Genomic DNA, 18,055 nt, shown 5'->3' with positions numbered 1-18,055 from the left:
GTGATTTTTCTATAAGGATGGAAAAAAGAAGGGAAATTTGATAAGATAGGAATATGGATTTTGAAAAAATTGAACAAGCTTATACCTATTTACTAGAGAATGTCCAAGTCATTCAAAGTGATTTGGCGACCAACTTTTATGACGCCCTGGTGGAGCAAAACAGCATTTATCTGGATGGTGAGACGGAGCTAAACCAGGTCAAGGAAAACAATCAGGCCCTTAAACGCTTAGCGCTTCGCAAAGAAGAATGGCTCAAGACCTACCAGTTTCTCTTGATGAAGGCTGGGCAGACAGAGCCCCTACAGGCCAATCACCAGTTTACACCAGATGCCATTGCTTTACTTTTGGTGTTTATTGTGGAAGAGTTGTTTAAAGAGGAGGAAATTACTATCCTCGAAATGGGTTCTGGGATGGGAATTCTAGGCGCTACTTTCTTGACCTCGCTTGATAAAAAGGTGGATTACTTGGGAATGGAAGTGGATGATTTGCTGATTGATTTGGCAGCTAGCATGGCAGATGTAATTGGTTTGCAGGCTGGTTTTGTCCAAGGAGATGCCGTTCGTCCACAAATGCTCAAAGAAAGTGACGTGGTCATCAGCGACTTACCTGTCGGATATTATCCTGATGATGCCGTTGCGTCGCGCCATCAAGTTGCTTCTAGTCAAGAACATACTTACGCCCATCACTTGCTCATGGAACAAGGACTTAAGTATCTCAAGTCAGATGGATATGCTATTTTTCTAGCTCCGAGTGATCTGTTGACCAGTCCTCAAAGTGATTTGTTGAAAGGCTGGTTGAAAGAAGAGGCCAGTCTGGTTGCCATGATTAGTCTGCCTGAAAATCTCTTTGCTAGTGCTAAACAATCTAAGACTATTTTTATCCTACAGAAGAAAAGTGAAATAGCAGTAGAGCCTTTTGTTTATCCACTTGCTAGCTTGCAAGATGCAAGTGTTTTAATGAAATTTAAAGAAAATTTTCAAAAATGGACTCAAGGTACTGAAATATAAAATAGATTTTGTTATAATAGATGAAAACGCTTAAAAGGGGTATCATGTTATGACAAAAACAATTGCAATCAATGCAGGAAGTTCAAGTTTAAAATGGCAATTATATTTAATGCCAGAAGAAAAAGTATTGGCGAAAGGTTTGATTGAACGTATCGGTTTGAAAGATTCAATTTCAACTGTAAAATTTGACGGCCGTTCTGAACAACAAATTTTGGATATCGAAAACCATACACAAGCCGTTAAAATTTTATTGGATGACTTGATTCGTTTCGATATTATCAAGGCTTATGATGAGATTACAGGTGTTGGACATCGTGTTGTGGCAGGTGGAGAATATTTCAAAGAATCAACAGTTGTTGAAGGTGATGTATTAGAAAAAGTTGAAGAGTTGAGCTTGTTGGCTCCTCTCCACAATCCAGCCAATGCAGCAGGTGTTCGTGCCTTCAAGGAATTGTTGCCAGACATTACCAGTGTAGTTGTTTTTGATACTTCATTCCACACAAGTATGCCAGAGAAAGCTTATCGCTACCCTCTACCAACAAAATATTACACAGAAAACAAGGTTCGTAAATACGGTGCCCACGGTACAAGCCACCAGTTTGTAGCAGGAGAAGCTGCAAAACTCTTGGGACGTCCATTAGAAGACTTGAAATTGATTACTTGCCACATCGGTAATGGTGCATCTATTACAGCTGTTAAAGGTGGCCAATCTGTCGATACTTCAATGGGCTTCACTCCACTTGGTGGTGTGATGATGGGAACTCGTACAGGGGATGTTGACCCAGCTATCATTCCTTACTTAATGCAATATACAGAGGACTTTAACACACCTGAAGACATTAGCCGCGTCCTTAATCGTGAATCAGGGCTTATGGGTGTTTCAGGTAAATCTAGTGATATGCGTGATGTAATTGCTGCTATGGAAGAAGGGGACCACGATGCCACTTTGGCCTATGAAATGTATGTTGATCGCATTCAAAAACATATCGGTCAATACCTTGCAGTCCTAAATGGAGCAGATGCCATTATCTTCACAGCAGGTATCGGAGAAAATGCAGCTGCTGTACGTAAGGATGTTATCTCAGGAATTTCTTGGTTTGGTTGTGATGTTGATGATGAAAAGAACGTCTTCGGTGTGACAGGAGACATCTCAACAGAGGCAGCGAAAATTCGTGTTTTGGTTATTCCAACAGATGAAGAATTAGTCATTGCTCGTGATGTTGAACGCTTGAAAAAATAACTAAAATCAGAAAAAATATTCCGTACAAGGAGTTGGAAAAGTGATTTTTCCAGCTTCTTTTTCTGATGAGATTGTCCAAAACCTTGCTATGATTGGCTTTTTTGAAAAATATGGTATAATAGTAGTAATTTAATAGATGGAGTTGAGTTTTGAAGAAAAACTTTCGTGTAAAAAGAGAGAAAGATTTTAAGGCGATTTTCAAGAAGGGGACAAGCTTTGCCAATCGCAAATTTGTTGTCTACCAACTAGAAAACCAGAAAAACCATTTTCGAGTAGGTCTATCAGTTAGCAAAAAGCTGGGGAATGCCGTCACTAGAAATCAGATTAAGCGACGAATCCGACATATTATCCAGAATGCAAAAGGGAGTCTGGTAGAAGATGTCGACTTTGTTGTCATTGCTCGAAAAGGGGTCGAAACCTTGGAATACGCAGAGATGGAGAAAAATCTACTCCACGTATTAAAATTATCAAAGATTTACCAGGAAGGAAATGGGAGTGAAAAAGAAACTACAGTTGACTAGTTTGCTAGGTTTATCTCTATTTATCATGACAGCCTGTGCGACAAATGGGACAACTAGTGATATTACAGCAGATTCGACTGATTTTTGGAGTAAATTTGTTTACTTCTTTGCGGAAATCATTCGCTTTTTATCGTTTGATATCAGTATCGGAGTGGGGATTATTCTCTTTACAATCTTGATTCGTACAGTGCTCTTGCCAGTCTTTCAAGTGCAAATGGTGGCATCCAGAAAAATGCAGGAAGCTCAACCACGCATTAAGGCGCTGCGAGAACAGTATCCTGGTCGAGATATGGAAAGCAGAACCAAGCTAGAACAGGAAATGCGTAAAGTCTTTAAAGAAATGGGTGTCAGACAATCAGATTCTCTTTGGCCGATTTTGATTCAGATGCCGCTCATCTTGGCCTTGTTCCAAGCCCTATCAAGGGTTGACTTTTTGAAGACAGGTCATTTCTTATGGATTAACCTTGGTGGTGTGGATACAACACTTGTGCTTCCGATTTTAGCAGCTGTATTCACTTTTTTAAGTACTTGGTTATCTAATAAAGCCTTGTCTGAGCGAAATGGGGCTACGACTGCGATGATGTACGGGATTCCAGTCTTAATCTTTGTCTTTGGGGTTTATGCTCCGAGCGGAGTCGCTCTCTACTGGGCAGTGTCCAATGCTTATCAAGTCTTGCAAACCTATTTCTTGAATAATCCATTCAAGATTATCGCAGAGCGCGAGGCTGTAGTACAGGCACAGAAAGATTTGGAAAATAGAAAAAGAAAAGCCAAGAAAAAGGCTCAGAAAACGAAATAATAAGGAGGAATCTGGTAATGGTAGTATTTACAGGTTCAACTGTTGAAGAAGCAATCCAGAAAGGATTGAAAGAATTAGATATCCCAAGACTGAAGGCTCATATCAAAGTCATTTCTCGTGAAAAAAATGGATTTCTTGGTTTGTTTGGTAAAAAACCAGCTCAAGTTGATATTGAGGCTATTAGTGAAACAACGGTCATTAAAGCTAATCAGCAGGCTGTCAAGGGTGTTCCCAAAGAAATTAATGAACAAAATGAACCGGTCAAAACAGTCAGTGAAGCAACCGTTGATTTGGGACATGTTGTAGAAGCAATTAAAAAGATTGAAGAAGAAGGCCAAGGGGTTTCTGATGAAGTCAAGGCTGAAATCTTGAAAAATGAAAAACATGCTAACACCATTTTAGAAGAAACTGGGCATATTGAGATTTTAAATGAATTACAGCTTGAAGAAGCTGGTTTCGGAGAAGAAGTAGAAACTCCTATTGTCGAGAATCAAGCTGAACAAACTGAAAGTCAAGAATTAGAAGATTTGGGCTTAAAGGTGGAACCAAGCTTTGATATTGAACAAGTAGCTACGGAAGTAACGACTTATGTTCAAACGATTATTGATGATATGGACGTTGAGGCGACGATTTCAAATGATTATAACCGTCGTAGCATCAATCTACAAATTGATACCAATGAGCCAGGTCGTATTATCGGTTACCATGGTAAAGTTTTGAAGGCCTTGCAACTATTGGCTCAAAATTATCTTTATAACCGCTATTCAAGAACCTTCTACATTACTATTAATGTCAATGATTATGTTGAACACCGTGCAGAAGTCTTGCAGACCTATGCTCAAAAATTGGCGACTCGTGTTTTAGAAGAAGGACGTAGTCATCAAACAGATCCGATGTCAAATAGTGAACGCAAGATTATCCACCGTATTATTTCACGTATGGATGGCGTGACTAGTTACTCTGAAGGTGATGAGCCAAATCGCTATGTCGTTGTAGATACAGAATAAGTAAAATCAGGTTTATCCTGATTTTTTGCTAACTAGAGGAGGTTAAACGGATGTTGAATAAGATAAGAGACTATCTAGACTTTGCAGGTTTGCAGTATCGTAATCCAGATAAAGCTGGGGAAGAACGAGAGAAGATGCTGGAATTACGCCATAAAGGTCAAGAGGCTCGAAAGGCTTTCACAGAACTGGCCAAAACCTTTCAAGCAAGTCATCCGGAATGGCAACTCCAACAGACTAGCCAGTGGATGAACCAAGCGCAGCGCTTGCGACCACACTTCTGGGCTTATATACAGCGTGAGGGGAAAGTGACAGAGCCTATGCTAGCCTTACGTTTGTACGGGAATCCTTCTGATTTTGGAGTCTCACTAGAAGTCAGTTTCATCGAACGCAAGAAAGATGAGCAAACTCTAGGCAAGCAAGCCAAGGTATTAGAAGTTCCGGTGGTAGCAGGAACTTATTATCTATCCTACTGTGATGGTCAAAGTCAAAGGTGGGAGGCTAGTGAGGAGAACCGTCAAATTTTAAGAAATAAACTATGCAATCAGGAAGTCCGAAAAGTTTTAGTTAAAGCAGATGTTTCTTTTATTGAAAATCAATCATTAGAAGTGATTTTAGAAAAATTAGAAGAAGCTTACGAACGCTTACTTCCCTATTATCAGGCGACAAGAGAGTAGAAAATAGGAGACTTATATCGCGTCGAATTGTTTAATTGCTATTCTATGTATTTTTTCATATAATAGTAAAATAGAATGTGTGATACAATAATCACCTCAAATAGAAAGGAAATTCTATGTCAAATCTATCTGTTAATGCAATTCGTTTCCTAGGTATTGACGCCATTAATAAAGCCAACTCAGGTCACCCAGGTGTGGTTATGGGAGCGGCTCCGATGGCTTACAGCCTCTTTACAAAACAACTTCGTATCAATCCAGCTAAACCAAACTGGATCAACCGCGACCGCTTTATTCTTTCAGCAGGTCATGGTTCAATGCTTCTTTATGCCCTTCTTCACCTTTCTGGTTTTGAAGATGTCAGCATGGATGAGATTAAGAGCTTCCGTCAGTGGGGTTCAAAAACACCAGGTCACCCAGAATTTGGTCATACAGCAGGGATTGATGCTACAACAGGTCCTCTAGGGCAAGGTATTTCAACTGCCACTGGTTTTGCCCAGGCAGAACGTTTCTTGGCAGCTAAGTATAACCGTGAAGGCTACAATATCTTTGACCACTATACTTACGTTATCTGTGGAGATGGAGACTTGATGGAAGGTGTCTCAAGCGAGGCAGCTTCATACGCAGGTTTGCAAAAACTAGACAAGTTGGTTGTTCTTTATGATTCAAATGACATCAACTTGGATGGTGAGACAAAAGATTCCTTTACAGAAAGTGTTCGTGACCGTTACAATGCCTACGGTTGGCATACTGCCTTGGTTGAAGATGGAACAGACTTGGAAGCAATCCATGCAGCTATCGAAACAGCAAAAGCTTCAGGTAAACCATCTTTGATTGAAGTGAAGACTGTTATTGGATACGGTTCTCCAAATAAACAGGGAACTAATGCCGTACACGGTGCTCCTCTTGGAGCAGATGAAACTGTAGCAACTCGTCAAGCCCTTGGTTGGGACTACGAACCATTTGAAATTCCAGAACAAGTTTATGCTGATTTCAAAGAAAATGTTGCAGATCGTGGCGCATCAGCTTATCAAGCTTGGACTAAATTAGTTGCTGACTATAAAGAGGCTCATCCAGAACTGGCTGCAGAAGTCGAAGCCATCATCGATGGGCGTGATCCAGTTGAAGTGACTCCAGCAGACTTCCCAGCCTTAGAAAATGGCTTCTCTCAAGCAACTCGTAATTCAAGCCAGGATGCCTTGAACGTTGTAGCTGCTAAATTGCCAACCTTCCTAGGTGGATCAGCTGACCTTGCTCACTCAAACATGACTTATATCAAGACTGATGGACTTCAAGACGATGCCAATCGCTTGAACCGTAACATTCAGTTTGGTGTTCGTGAATTTGCAATGGGAACGATCTTGAACGGGATGGCTCTTCACGGTGGACTTCGTGTATACGGTGGAACCTTCTTCGTCTTCTCTGATTATGTGAAGGCAGCTGTCCGCTTGTCAGCCTTGCAAGGGCTTCCTGTGACTTATGTCTTTACCCACGATTCTATTGCAGTCGGGGAAGATGGTCCAACGCATGAACCAGTTGAGCACTTAGCAGGTCTTCGTGCTATGCCAAATCTAAATGTTTTCCGCCCAGCAGATGCGCGTGAAACTCAAGCAGCTTGGTACCTTGCAGTGACAAGTGAGAAAACACCAACTGCCCTTGTCTTGACACGTCAAAACTTGACTGTCGAAGAGGGAACAGACTTTGGCAAGGTTGCAAAAGGTGCCTATGTTGTCTATGAAAATGCAGCAGACTTTGATACGATCTTGATTGCGACAGGTTCAGAGGTCAATCTTGCTGTCTCAGCTGCCAAAGAATTGGCTAGTCAAGGCGCAAAAGTCCGCGTAGTCAGCATGCCATCTACAGATGTCTTTGATAAACAAGATGCAGCTTACAAGGAAGAAATTCTCCCAAATGCAGTTCGCCGACGTGTTGCAGTCGAAATGGGTGCAACTCAAAACTGGTACAAATATGTTGGTCTCGATGGTGCCGTTCTAGGTATTGATACCTTCGGAGCCTCTGCCCCGGCACCAAAAGTATTGGCAGAATATGGCTTTACTGTAGAAAATCTTGTAAAAGTCGTTCAAGACTTGAAATAATCATAAGAATCAGAGCGCGAGCTCTGGTTTTTTCTTACTAGAAAAGCAAGGTACAATCTTGTAAAAGTAGCTGAAATTTGATATAGTAGTCCTATGTAAAAGACAAAGGAGAAGAAAATGAATCCAAATTATACATTTTTAATTATGCTTGTAGCGATGTTGGGCTTGATGTTCTTTATGCAACGCTCTCAAAAGAAACAAGCACAAAAACGTATGGAAAGCTTAAATAAACTACAAAAAGGTTATGAAGTGATTACAATCGGTGGACTTTACGGAACAGTCGATGAAGTAGATACTGAGAAGAGAACGATTGTTCTTGATGTAGATGGAGTTTACTTGACTTTTGAACTAGCTGCTATCAAGACCGTATTACCGCTGAAAGAAACTGCTTCACTAGAAGGCGCAATTGAAAAATAAGACGGGATCACGAACTCCCGTTTTTCTATAAAAGAAAGGAAATGGGATGAAAAAACTAGTCTTTGTCTGTCTAGGGAATATTTGCCGCAGTCCTATGGCCGAGTTTGTTATGAAATCAATGACAGATAACTACGAAATCCAAAGTCGAGCGACTTCCTCTTGGGAACATGGCAATCCGATTCATAAGGGAACTCAAGGGATTTTTCAACAGTATGAGATTCCTTACGACAAAGCCAAAACATCGCTTCAGATTAGTAAGGAAGATTTTGAAGTCTTTGATTATATTATCGGCATGGATGCTTCAAATGTTTCTGACTTACGTCAGATGTGTCCAGTAGATTGTCAAGATAAGATTTACTCATTCGCATCTGAAAGTGTTCCAGATCCTTGGTATACAGGAGATTTTGAGGAAACCTATCAGCGTGTTCAAGAAGGTTGTCAAGCTTGGTTAGAACGTTTAGAAAAGGAGAGTGAAGGTGGAAAATCTTAAGAATGTTTACGAAAAGTATCGTGTCTATCTGACTCGTCCACGTTTAGAGCTTTTGGCAGTAGTTATGATTGTTTTCTGTGCCGTACTCGTTTTTTTTCTAAATATTCCCGGAAAAGGTGTTCTAAAGCTTGATAATGGAACGATTGTTTACGATGGCAGTCTTGTCCGTGGTAAAATGAATGGACAAGGTACCATCACCTTCCAAAATGGAGATCAATATACAGGTGGCTTCAACAATGGAGCCTTCAACGGAAAAGGTACCTTTCAATCTAAAGAAGGCTGGACCTACGAAGGTGATTTTATAAATGGTCAGGCTGAAGGAAAAGGAAAGCTAACAACAGAACAAGGAGTCGTTTATGAAGGGACTTTTAAACAAGGCGTTTTTCAACAAAAATAAAGCCTCCTTATCAAAGGAGGTATTGTTAGCATCTAAAAGTAAGCGCTTACTAGAAAATCTATCTCTTTCCAAGCTCCTCTTCCAATCAAGCTTGTGAAATAAAAAATATTTGAAATTGATTTCACAAACTCTAACAAAAAAACTTGATAAGTAAAGAAAATGATAAAAAATTCACAAACAATAAAAAATTCTTTGTGAAATGTTTATGAAACTGTTTACAAAGTTGAAATAATGCGTTATAATAAACTTGTGAAAAAATTAACAAAGGATATCAATCCTTGAAAGCTATGGAGGAAAATATGGCTGATAAAAAAACTGTGACACCAGAAGAAAAGAAACTCGCTGCTGAAAAGCATGTCGATGGCTTGGTGCAAAAAGCTTTAGTTGCTCTTGAGGAAATGCGTAAACTCGACCAAGAACAGGTCGACTACATCGTAGCTAAAGCGTCAGTGGCAGCTTTGGATGCCCACGGAGAATTGGCTTTACATGCCTTTGAAGAAACAGGACGTGGTGTATTTGAAGATAAAGCAACTAAGAACTTGTTTGCTTGTGAACACGTAGTAAACAACATGCGCCACACTAAGACAGTTGGCGTTATCGAAGAAGACGATGTAACAGGTTTGACTCTTATTGCTGAACCAGTTGGTGTTGTCTGTGGTATCACTCCAACAACAAACCCAACATCAACAGCAATCTTCAAATCATTGATTTCATTGAAGACACGTAATCCAATCGTTTTTGCCTTCCACCCATCAGCTCAAGAATCATCAGCTCACGCAGCTCAAATCGTTCGTGATGCTGCGATTAAAGCAGGAGCTCCTGAAAACTGCGTACAGTGGATCACTGAACCATCTATGGAAGCAACTAGTGCCCTTATGAACCACGAAGGTGTTGCGACAATCCTTGCAACAGGTGGTAATGCCATGGTTAAAGCCGCATACTCATGTGGTAAACCAGCTCTTGGGGTAGGTGCCGGAAACGTTCCAGCTTATGTTGAAAAATCAGCAAACATCCGTCAAGCAGCACACGATATCGTTATGTCTAAATCATTTGATAACGGTATGGTCTGTGCATCTGAACAAGCGGTTATCATTGATAAAGAAATTTACGATGAATTTGTAGCAGAGTTCAAATCTTATCACACTTACTTTGTAAACAAAAAAGAAAAAGCACTTCTTGAAGAATTCTGCTTTGGTGTGAAAGCAAACAGCAAAAACTGTGCTGGTGCGAAATTGAACGCTGATATCGTTGGTAAACCAGCAACTTGGATTGCAGAACAAGCAGGATTTACAGTTCCAGAAGGAACAAACATTTTGGCTGCAGAATGTAAAGAAGTTGGTGAAAATGAGCCATTGACTCGTGAAAAATTGTCACCAGTTATCGCAGTTTTGAAATCTGAAAGCCGTGAAGATGGTATTGCCAAAGCTCGTCAAATGGTTGAATTTAACGGTCTTGGACACTCAGCAGCCATCCATACAGCTGATGAAGAATTGACTAAAGAATTTGGTAAAGCTGTTAAAGCTATTCGTGTTATCTGTAACTCACCTTCTACTTTCGGTGGTATCGGGGACGTTTACAATGCCTTCTTACCATCATTGACACTCGGATGTGGTTCTTACGGACGCAACTCAGTTGGTGATAACGTTAGTGCCATTAACCTTTTGAATATCAAAAAAGTCGGAAGACGGAGAAATAACATGCAATGGATGAAACTTCCTTCAAAAACATACTTTGAACGTGATTCAATTCAATACCTTCAAAAATGTCGTGACGTTGAACGTGTCATGATCGTTACTGACCATGCCATGGTAGAGCTTGGTTTCCTTGATCGTATCATCGAACAACTTGACCTTCGTCGCAATAAGGTGGTTTACCAAATCTTTGCTGATGTAGAACCAGACCCAGATATCACTACGGTTGAACGTGGTACTGAGATTATGCGTGCCTTCAAACCAGATACAATCATCGCTCTCGGTGGTGGATCTCCAATGGATGCCGCTAAAGTAATGTGGCTCTTCTACGAACAACCAGAAGTGGACTTCCGTGACCTTGTTCAAAAATTCATGGATATCCGTAAACGTGCCTTCAAATTCCCATTGCTTGGTAAGAAGACTAAATTCATCGCGATTCCAACTACATCTGGTACAGGATCTGAAGTAACACCATTTGCCGTTATCTCTGATAAAGCAAACAACCGTAAATACCCAATCGCTGACTACTCATTGACACCAACTGTGGCAATCGTAGACCCTGCTTTGGTATTGACAGTTCCTGGATTTGTTGCTGCGGACACTGGTATGGACGTATTGACTCACGCGACTGAAGCTTACGTATCACAAATGGCTAGCGACTACACTGATGGTCTTGCACTTCAAGCCATCAAACTTGTATTCGAAAACCTTGAAAGCTCAGTTAAGAATGCAGACTTCCACTCACGTGAGAAAATGCATAACGCTTCAACAATCGCTGGTATGGCCTTTGCCAATGCCTTCCTAGGTATTTCTCACTCAATGGCCCATAAGATTGGTGCGCAATTCCACACAATCCACGGACGTACTAATGCTATCTTGCTTCCATATGTCATCCGCTACAACGGTACACGTCCAGCTAAGACAGCAACATGGCCTAAGTACAACTACTACCGTGCAGATGAAAAATACCAAGATATTGCTCGTATGCTTGGGCTTCCAGCTTCTACACCAGAGGAAGGGGTTGAATCTTACGCAAAAGCTGTTTACGAACTTGGTGAGCGCGTAGGTATCCAAATGAACTTCAAAGCACAAGGAATCGATGAAAAAGAATGGAAAGAACATTCTCGTGAATTGGCCTTCCTTGCTTATGAAGACCAATGTTCACCTGCCAACCCACGTCTTCCAATGGTTGACCATATGCAAGAAATCATCGAAGATTCTTACTATGGCTACAAAGAAAGACCAGGACGCCGTAAATAATCGTTATCAGCCTAGAGGCAGGAATTTCCTGTCTCTTTTTTGTAAAATTGGAAGATTGAAAATAATTTTTAGCTTTTCTATTTTCACTTTTCTTTTTAAAAGGAAACCGGTAAATGACTAGGTAGACAAAGAAAGACAGCAGTATAGGCTTTCAAAGGGGAAAGAAAAATAAGTGATGTGTAGACAAAAAACAACGCCCGTACTTGCAATTAAACTTAAATAGTTATATAATAGGTTTGTTGAAAGGTGATTTGTAGTGATTCAAGTTACTCTTTTCACAATAAAAATTTCATGATTTTCATAAGGAGGAAATCACTAATGGTAGTTAAAGTTGGTATTAACGGTTTCGGACGTATCGGTCGTCTTGCTTTCCGTCGTATCCAAAACGTAGAAGGTGTTGAAGTTACTCGTATCAACGACCTTACAGATCCAGTTATGCTTGCACACTTGTTGAAATACGACACAACTCAAGGTCGTTTCGATGGTACTGTTGAAGTTAAAGAAGGTGGATTTGAAGTTAACGGTAAATTCATCAAAGTTTCTGCTGAACGTGATCCAGAACAAATCGACTGGGCTAACGACGGTGTAGAAATCGTTCTTGAAGCTACTGGTTTCTTTGCTAAGAAAGCAGCTGCTGAAAAACACTTGCACGCTGGTGGAGCTAAAAAAGTTGTTATCACTGCTCCTGGTGGAAACGACGTTAAAACAGTTGTATTCAACACTAACCACGACGTTCTTGACGGTACTGAAACAGTTATCTCAGGTGCTTCATGTACTACAAACTGCTTGGCTCCAATGGCTAAAGCTCTTCAAGACAACTTTGGTGTTGTAGAAGGATTGATGACTACTATCCACGCTTACACTGGTGACCAAATGATTCTTGACGGACCACACCGTGGTGGTGACCTTCGCCGTGCTCGCGCTGGTGCTGTAAACATCGTTCCTAACTCAACTGGTGCTGCAAAAGCTATCGGTCTTGTAATCCCAGAATTGAACGGTAAATTGGACGGAGCTGCTCAACGTGTTCCTGTTCCAGCAGGTTCTGTAACTGAGTTGGTAGCAGTTCTTGAAAAGAACGTTACTGTTGACGAAGTGAACGCAGCTATGAAAGCAGCTTCAAACGAATCATACGGATACACTGAAGATCCAATCGTATCTTCAGATATCCTAGGTATGTCTTACGGTTCATTGTTTGACGCAACTCAAACTAAAGTTCTTGACGTTGACGGTAAACAATTGGTTAAAGTTGTATCATGGTACGACAACGAAATGTCATACACTGCACAACTTGTTCGTACTCTTGAATACTTCGCAAAAATCGCTAAATAATTCATGAGTCGATAAAAAGCAAGGCCTCTTGGTCTTGCTTTTCTTATATGGAAAAATGGATGACGGAATCATCCATTCTTTTTTAATTCTTTTTCAAAAGTATCTGAAAGGGCAGTGAAGCTTAATTTCTCTAATGTAAGCGGATGGGTAAAGGACAGTCGAAAGGCGTGGAGCATAAGCCGACTCGTCTTTGATTTGCTATTATAGAGAGGGTCACCTAAAATAGGGAAATTATGATGCGAAAGGTGCACACGAATTTGATGTGTTCGCCCTGTCTTTAGTTTGCAACGAACCAAGGAAGTTTTGTTTGGAAATTGCTTTAATCTGCTTACATGTGTTTCAGCATATTGTCCATTTTTTGTATCAACTATTCGCTTTCTGCGATCATGGCGATCACGTCCAATTTTGTCTTTGAAAACAAGTTCTTTGCTGTTGATATGTCCGTCGACCTGTGCCCAATATTCCCTAGAAATCTCTTTTTTCTCCAGTAAGCGATTGAGAATGGGCAGGATAAAAGGATTTTTGGCAAAGAGAACCAAGCCACTGGTTTCCATGTCCAGACGATGAACGACATAGCAGGTTTGGCCAACATAGGCACTGACATGGTTAAGAAGGGCGATTTCGTTTGGCTGATTACCATGCGTTTTCATCCCCTCGGGTTTGTTTACAATAATCAAGTGTTGATCTTGATAAACTTTCTGAACGAGGTTAGGATTGCCCCAAGGAATTTCTTTTTCGGGATAATCTTCCTTGTCAAACGTTAACTGGCAAATATCTCCAGGATTTACGATTTCGTTCCAGTGGACTTCTCGCTGATTAATCAAAATGTGTTTCTTGATTCTCAAAAAATGACGGATTTTTCTAGGGATGAGGAGTTGTTCCTCAAGTAATTGCTTTACCGTCATTTGAGGTAGAGAGTCTGGTAATGTAAATGTGAATTTCATACAGATATTGTAACAAAAAAAGACCTATTTTGATAGGAAATAGCTAAATTCTTGTCTTCCTATGATGAAGATGATAAAATAAACGCATGAAATTAGATAAATTATTCGAGAAATTTCTTTCTCTTTTTAAAAAAGAAACAAGTGAACTAGAGGACTCTGATTCTACTAGCTTACGTCGCTCTCGTAGTGATCGAAAAAAATTAGCCCAAGTAGGTCCAATTCGAAAATTCTGGCGTCGCTATCATCTAACAAAGATTGTCCTTATACTAGGTTTGAGTGCAAGCTTGCTAGTTGGAACCTATTTGTTTGCTGTAGCCAAGTCAACCAATGTCAATGATTTGCAAAATGCCTTGAAAACTCGAACTCTCATTTTTGACCGTGAAGAAAAGGAGGCTGGTGCCTTGTCTGGCCAAAAAGGAACCTACGTTGAATTGACTGACATCAGTAAAAACTTGCAGAATGCTGTTATTGCGACAGAAGACCGTTCTTTCTATAAAAATGACGGGATTAACTATGGTCGTTTCTTCTTGGCTATTGTCACTGCTGGACGTTCAGGTGGTGGCTCTACTATTACCCAACAGCTGGCTAAGAATGCCTATTTGTCACAGGATCAAACTGTTGAGAGAAAAGCGAAAGAATTTTTCCTTGCCTTAGAATTAACAAAAAAATATAGTAAGGATCAAATTCTAACCATGTACCTTAACAACGCTTATTTTGGAAATGGTGTGTGGGGTGTAGAAGATGCCAGTAAGAAATACTTTGGAGTTTCTGCATCAGAAGTGAGTCTGGATCAAGCTGCGACTCTGGCAGGGATGCTCAAAGGACCGGAACTGTATAACCCCTTGAAATCTGTAGAAGATTCTACCAATCGTCGTGATACTGTCTTGCAAAATATGCTTGCAGCGGGTTACATTGATAAAAATCAAGAAACCGAAGCTGCAGAAGTTGATATGACTTCGCAATTGCACGATAAATATGAAGGAAAAATCTCAGATTACCGCTATCCTTCTTACTTTGATGCGGTGGTTAACGAAGCCGTTTCCAAGTATAATCTAACAGAGGAAGAAATTGTCAATAATGGCTACCGTATTTATACAGAGCTGGACCAAAACTATCAAGCAAATATGCAGGTTGTCTATGAAAATACATCGCTATTTCCGAGGGCAGAGGATGGAACATTTGCTCAATCAGGAAGTGTAGCTCTCGAACCGAAAACAGGTGGAGTTCGTGGAGTTGTCGGTCAGGTTGCTGGCAATGATAAAACTGGATTCCGGAATTTCAACTATGCAACTCAATCAAAACGTAGCCCTGGTTCTACAATTAAGCCTTTAGTTGTTTATACGCCTGCAGTTGAAGCTGGCTGGGCTTTGAATAAGCAGTTGGATAACCATACCATGCAGTATGACAGCTATAAGGTTGATAACTATGCAGGGATCAAAACGAGTCCAGAAGTTCCTATGTATCAAGCCCTGGCAGAATCGCTTAATCTACCTGCTGTTGCCACTGTTAATGATTTGGGCGTTGATAAGGCTTTTGAGGCGGGCGAGAAATTCGGACTCAACATGGAAAAAGTCGATCGTGTTCTTGGTGTCGCCTTGGGAAGCGGTGTTGAAACCAACCCTCTTCAAATGGCTCAAGCATATGCTGCCTTTGCAAATGAAGGATTAATGCCGGAAGCTCATTTTATTAGTAGAATTGAAAATGCTAGTGGTCAGGTTATTGCGAGCCATAAAAATTCACAAAAACGGGTGATTGATAAGTCTGTAGCTGACAAGATGACCAGTATGATGTTGGGAACATTTACAAACGGAACAGGTATTAGTTCATCTCCTGCAGATTATGTCATGGCAGGAAAAACTGGTACAACTGAAGCTGTTTTTAATCCGGAATACACAAGTGACCAGTGGGTGATTGGTTATACTCCGGATGTAGTGATTAGTCACTGGCTTGGTTTCCCTACCACTGATGAGAGCCACTATCTAGCAGGATCTACTTCAAACGGTGCAGCCCATGTCTTTAGAAACATTGCAAATACCATTTTACCTTATACGCCAGGAAGTACCTTTACAGTTGAAAATGCTTATAAGCAAAATGGAATTGCACCAGCCAATACAAGAAATCAAGTACAGAGTAATGAAGAAAATCAGGCGGATAATAGCCTTTCTGATATTAGAAGTCGTGCACAAAATCTGGTAGATGAGGCTAGCCGTGCCATCTCGGATGCTAAAATTAAGGAAAAAGCTCAAACGATATGGGATTCGGTAGTCAATCTATTTCGTTAAGATGCTTGTCAAAGCCTGGCTTTCTTGTTATAATAGATAAGATGGAGGCGTTATGGCACTAAAAAAAGCAAGCCTAGCTTGTGCGGTTTGTGGTTCGAGAAACTATTCAATCAAGATCAGCGGAAACCCCAAGCCAACACGACTAGAAGTAAATAAATTTTGTAAACATTGTGGTAAGTACACTACACACAGAGAAACGAGATAGGAGAGAGCGATGCGTTTTATTGGAGATATTTTTAGACTTCTTAAAGACACAACATGGCCAACTCGCAAGGAAAGCTGGAGAGATTTTCGTTCTATCATGGAATACACTGCTTTCTTTGTTGTGATTATTTATATTTTTGACCAGTTGATTGTTTCAGGTTTGATTCGATTTATTAACATTTTTTAGAAGGCTAGTGGAGTTATTTACACTAGAGATCTTCTATTATGAAAGGAAATATCATGGATAGTTTTGATAAAGGATGGTTTGTGCTTCAAACTTATTCTGGTTATGAAAATAAAGTAAAAGAAAATCTATTGCAGCGTGCCCAAACATATAATATGTTGGACAATATTCTACGTGTTGAGATACCAACACAAACAGTGCATGTCGAAAAAAATGGAAAGAGAAAAGAAGTAGAAGAGAATCGCTTTCCAGGGTATGTACTTGTAGAAATGGTTATGACAGATGAAGCATGGTTTGTCGTTCGTAATACTCCTAACGTTACAGGATTTGTTGGATCACACGGAAATAGATCAAAACCAACACCTTTATTAGAACAAGAAATCCGTGATATCTTAGTATCAATGGGACAAACTGTACAAGAGTTTGATATCGATGTTGAAGTTGGTCAAACTGTACGTATCATTGATGGTGCTTTTGCAGATTATACTGGTAAAATTACAGAGATTGATAACAATAAAGTGAAGATGATTATCTCTATGTTTGGTAATGACACAGTTGCAGAAGTAAACCTAAACCAAATTGCAGAATTATAACCCAAAGAGAGGCATGTCCTCTCTTTTTTGTGCAGTTTAGACGGTGTAGGGAACAGAATGGGGGAAATGGGACAAAAGTGTTTCTGAATCTGTTAAACTGTATCTAGAAAGGGGGACGTTATGTTTAAAGAATTGTATAAAGAAGTCCAGGGAATTGTATATAAGAGTAGAAAAGAATATTACTTGCATTTATGGGAGTTATCGGATTGGGACCAAGAGGGAATGATTTGCTTACATGAACTGATCAGTAGAGAAGAAGAGCTGGCAGAAGATATTCCTCGTTTAAGGAAATATTTTAAGACAAAGTTTCGGAATCGGATCCTAGACTATATCCGTAAGCAGGAAAGTCAAAAACGAAGATATGATAAAGAACCCTATGAAGAAGTGGGTGAGATCAGTCATCGTATCAGTGAGGGCGGTCTGTGGCTAGATGATTATTATCTCTTTCATGAAACACTAAAAAATTATAGAAACAAACAAAGCAAAGAGAAACAAGAAGAGTTAGAACTCGTCTTAAGAAATGAACGCTTCCAAGGTCGTCAAAGAGTCCTAAGAGACTTACGTATTGTGTTTAAGGAGTTTGATATCCGTACTCGGTAAGAAGCTATGTAAAAAAATGAAAAAAGTTTTAAAAAAGTGTTGACAAAGTTTGAAAAGCCAGTATAATAGTAAGAGTTGAAAATAACTCAGGTCCGTTGGTCAAGGGGTTAAGACACCGCCTTTTCACGGCGGTAACACGGGTTCGAATCCCGTACGGACTATGGTATATTGTGGTTGAAGCACTTGATGAAAAAAGTTAAAAAAGTTTCAAAAAAGTGTTGACAAGCGAAAGCGGCTGTGATATACTAATATAGTTGTCACTTGAGAGAAGCAAGTGACAAAGACCTTTGAAAACTGAACAAGACGAACCAATGTGCAGGGCA

The 18,055-nt window shown here is 40.1% G+C and carries 18 protein-coding genes and 1 tRNA gene; 18 read left to right on the top strand and 1 reads right to left on the bottom strand.

What is annotated here, in order from left to right:
* The first annotated feature begins 53 nt into the window (after nt 1-53).
* From PAN07_RS14080 to gap, 12 genes are all read left to right on the top strand, one after another.
* Nucleotides 54-1,007 (top strand): class I SAM-dependent methyltransferase, encoded by a 954-nt coding sequence (locus tag PAN07_RS14080; protein ID WP_269798163.1) that lies wholly within the window; start codon nt 54-56, stop codon nt 1,005-1,007.
* A gap of 49 nt (nt 1,008-1,056) precedes the next feature.
* The gene (locus PAN07_RS14075; RefSeq protein ID WP_084862298.1) at nt 1,057-2,247 is read left to right on the top strand and encodes an acetate kinase; all 1,191 of its coding nucleotides are present in this window, start codon (nt 1,057-1,059) and stop codon (nt 2,245-2,247) included.
* A 149-nt stretch (nt 2,248-2,396) separates the two neighbouring features.
* Entirely contained in the window at nt 2,397-2,768 is a 372-nt protein-coding gene (rnpA, locus tag PAN07_RS14070; RefSeq protein WP_201058651.1) for a ribonuclease P protein component, read from the top strand.
* Nucleotides 2,743-3,567 (top strand): membrane protein insertase YidC, encoded by an 825-nt coding sequence (locus PAN07_RS14065; RefSeq protein WP_346658466.1) that lies wholly within the window; start codon nt 2,743-2,745, stop codon nt 3,565-3,567. Before rnpA ends, PAN07_RS14065 begins: the two co-directional genes overlap by 26 nt.
* A gap of 17 nt (nt 3,568-3,584) precedes the next feature.
* Nucleotides 3,585-4,574 carry an RNA-binding cell elongation regulator Jag/EloR gene (gene jag / locus PAN07_RS14060; protein ID WP_269798161.1) on the top strand — a complete coding sequence of 330 codons (990 nt, stop codon included), beginning with the start codon at nt 3,585-3,587 and terminating at the stop codon, nt 4,572-4,574.
* Nucleotides 4,575-4,624: 50 nt separating this feature from the next.
* On the top strand, nt 4,625-5,248 hold the full coding sequence (locus tag PAN07_RS14055; protein WP_269798160.1) for an HI_0552 family protein: 624 nt from the start codon (nt 4,625-4,627) through the stop codon (nt 5,246-5,248).
* Nucleotides 5,249-5,364: 116 nt separating this feature from the next.
* Complete coding sequence (tkt, locus tag PAN07_RS14050; RefSeq protein ID WP_269798159.1) at nt 5,365-7,341, top strand: transketolase; 1,977 nt, start codon at nt 5,365-5,367, stop codon at nt 7,339-7,341.
* Between the two features lie 117 nt (nt 7,342-7,458).
* Complete coding sequence (gene yajC / locus PAN07_RS14045) at nt 7,459-7,758, top strand: preprotein translocase subunit YajC (protein WP_001069289.1); 300 nt, start codon at nt 7,459-7,461, stop codon at nt 7,756-7,758.
* A 46-nt stretch (nt 7,759-7,804) separates the two neighbouring features.
* The gene (locus PAN07_RS14040; RefSeq protein ID WP_269798158.1) at nt 7,805-8,248 is read left to right on the top strand and encodes a low molecular weight protein-tyrosine-phosphatase; all 444 of its coding nucleotides are present in this window, start codon (nt 7,805-7,807) and stop codon (nt 8,246-8,248) included.
* Entirely contained in the window at nt 8,235-8,645 is a 411-nt protein-coding gene (locus tag PAN07_RS14035) for an MORN repeat-containing protein (protein WP_261446945.1), read from the top strand. The genes PAN07_RS14040 and PAN07_RS14035 overlap by 14 nt, the downstream gene beginning before the upstream one ends.
* 299 nt (nt 8,646-8,944) lie before the next feature.
* Nucleotides 8,945-11,596 carry a bifunctional acetaldehyde-CoA/alcohol dehydrogenase gene (gene adhE, locus PAN07_RS14030; RefSeq protein ID WP_084950460.1) on the top strand — a complete coding sequence of 884 codons (2,652 nt, stop codon included), beginning with the start codon at nt 8,945-8,947 and terminating at the stop codon, nt 11,594-11,596.
* A gap of 318 nt (nt 11,597-11,914) precedes the next feature.
* The gene (gap, locus tag PAN07_RS14025; RefSeq protein WP_000260662.1) at nt 11,915-12,925 is read left to right on the top strand and encodes a type I glyceraldehyde-3-phosphate dehydrogenase; all 1,011 of its coding nucleotides are present in this window, start codon (nt 11,915-11,917) and stop codon (nt 12,923-12,925) included.
* 68 nt (nt 12,926-12,993) lie between these two features.
* Here the strand turns inward: gap and PAN07_RS14020 are convergent, their stop codons facing one another.
* Nucleotides 12,994-13,869 (bottom strand): RluA family pseudouridine synthase, encoded by an 876-nt coding sequence (locus PAN07_RS14020; protein WP_346658465.1) that lies wholly within the window; start codon nt 13,867-13,869, stop codon nt 12,994-12,996.
* Between the two features lie 86 nt (nt 13,870-13,955).
* Here PAN07_RS14020 and pbp2a point away from each other — a divergent pair, with 86 nt between their 5' ends.
* From pbp2a to PAN07_RS13990, 6 genes are all read left to right on the top strand, one after another.
* The gene (gene pbp2a, locus PAN07_RS14015) at nt 13,956-16,151 is read left to right on the top strand and encodes a penicillin-binding protein PBP2A (RefSeq protein ID WP_269798157.1); all 2,196 of its coding nucleotides are present in this window, start codon (nt 13,956-13,958) and stop codon (nt 16,149-16,151) included.
* 52 nt (nt 16,152-16,203) lie between these two features.
* Entirely contained in the window at nt 16,204-16,356 is a 153-nt protein-coding gene (gene rpmG, locus PAN07_RS14010; protein ID WP_001809375.1) for a 50S ribosomal protein L33, read from the top strand.
* A 9-nt stretch (nt 16,357-16,365) separates the two neighbouring features.
* Nucleotides 16,366-16,542, top strand: a complete 177-nt coding sequence (secE, locus tag PAN07_RS14005; RefSeq protein ID WP_001210991.1) for a preprotein translocase subunit SecE — start codon at nt 16,366-16,368, stop codon at nt 16,540-16,542.
* Between the two features lie 53 nt (nt 16,543-16,595).
* On the top strand, nt 16,596-17,132 hold the full coding sequence (nusG, locus tag PAN07_RS14000; RefSeq protein WP_269798156.1) for a transcription termination/antitermination protein NusG: 537 nt from the start codon (nt 16,596-16,598) through the stop codon (nt 17,130-17,132).
* Nucleotides 17,133-17,252: 120 nt separating this feature from the next.
* Complete coding sequence (locus PAN07_RS13995; RefSeq protein ID WP_269798155.1) at nt 17,253-17,732, top strand: sigma-70 family RNA polymerase sigma factor; 480 nt, start codon at nt 17,253-17,255, stop codon at nt 17,730-17,732.
* An 89-nt stretch (nt 17,733-17,821) separates the two neighbouring features.
* Nucleotides 17,822-17,893, top strand: a tRNA-Glu gene (locus tag PAN07_RS13990).
* Nucleotides 17,894-18,055: the final 162 nt, after the last annotated feature.

The organism is Streptococcus sp. SM5 (assembly GCF_027497975.1).
Note: the sequence above shows the minus strand (reverse complement) of the source record. Positions and strands in the feature narration are given on the sequence as shown.

What these genes read in the sequence shown, in the direction of transcription:
- PAN07_RS14080 (WP_269798163.1), top strand. Translation starts at nt 54, where the DNA reads ATGGATTTTGAAAAAATTGAACAAGCTTATACCTATTTACTAGAGAAT.
- PAN07_RS14075 (WP_084862298.1), top strand. Translation starts at nt 1,057, where the DNA reads ATGACAAAAACAATTGCAATCAATGCAGGAAGTTCAAGTTTAAAATGG.
- jag (WP_269798161.1), top strand. Translation starts at nt 3,585, where the DNA reads ATGGTAGTATTTACAGGTTCAACTGTTGAAGAAGCAATCCAGAAAGGA.
- PAN07_RS14055 (WP_269798160.1), top strand. Translation starts at nt 4,625, where the DNA reads ATGTTGAATAAGATAAGAGACTATCTAGACTTTGCAGGTTTGCAGTAT.
- tkt (WP_269798159.1), top strand. Translation starts at nt 5,365, where the DNA reads ATGTCAAATCTATCTGTTAATGCAATTCGTTTCCTAGGTATTGACGCC.
- yajC (WP_001069289.1), top strand. Translation starts at nt 7,459, where the DNA reads ATGAATCCAAATTATACATTTTTAATTATGCTTGTAGCGATGTTGGGC.
- PAN07_RS14040 (WP_269798158.1), top strand. Translation starts at nt 7,805, where the DNA reads ATGAAAAAACTAGTCTTTGTCTGTCTAGGGAATATTTGCCGCAGTCCT.
- adhE (WP_084950460.1), top strand. Translation starts at nt 8,945, where the DNA reads ATGGCTGATAAAAAAACTGTGACACCAGAAGAAAAGAAACTCGCTGCT.
- gap (WP_000260662.1), top strand. Translation starts at nt 11,915, where the DNA reads ATGGTAGTTAAAGTTGGTATTAACGGTTTCGGACGTATCGGTCGTCTT.
- PAN07_RS14020 (WP_346658465.1), bottom strand. Translation starts at nt 13,869, where the DNA reads ATGAAATTCACATTTACATTACCAGACTCTCTACCTCAAATGACGGTA.
- pbp2a (WP_269798157.1), top strand. Translation starts at nt 13,956, where the DNA reads ATGAAATTAGATAAATTATTCGAGAAATTTCTTTCTCTTTTTAAAAAA.
- rpmG (WP_001809375.1), top strand. Translation starts at nt 16,204, where the DNA reads ATGGCACTAAAAAAAGCAAGCCTAGCTTGTGCGGTTTGTGGTTCGAGA.
- secE (WP_001210991.1), top strand. Translation starts at nt 16,366, where the DNA reads ATGCGTTTTATTGGAGATATTTTTAGACTTCTTAAAGACACAACATGG.
- nusG (WP_269798156.1), top strand. Translation starts at nt 16,596, where the DNA reads ATGGATAGTTTTGATAAAGGATGGTTTGTGCTTCAAACTTATTCTGGT.
- PAN07_RS13995 (WP_269798155.1), top strand. Translation starts at nt 17,253, where the DNA reads ATGTTTAAAGAATTGTATAAAGAAGTCCAGGGAATTGTATATAAGAGT.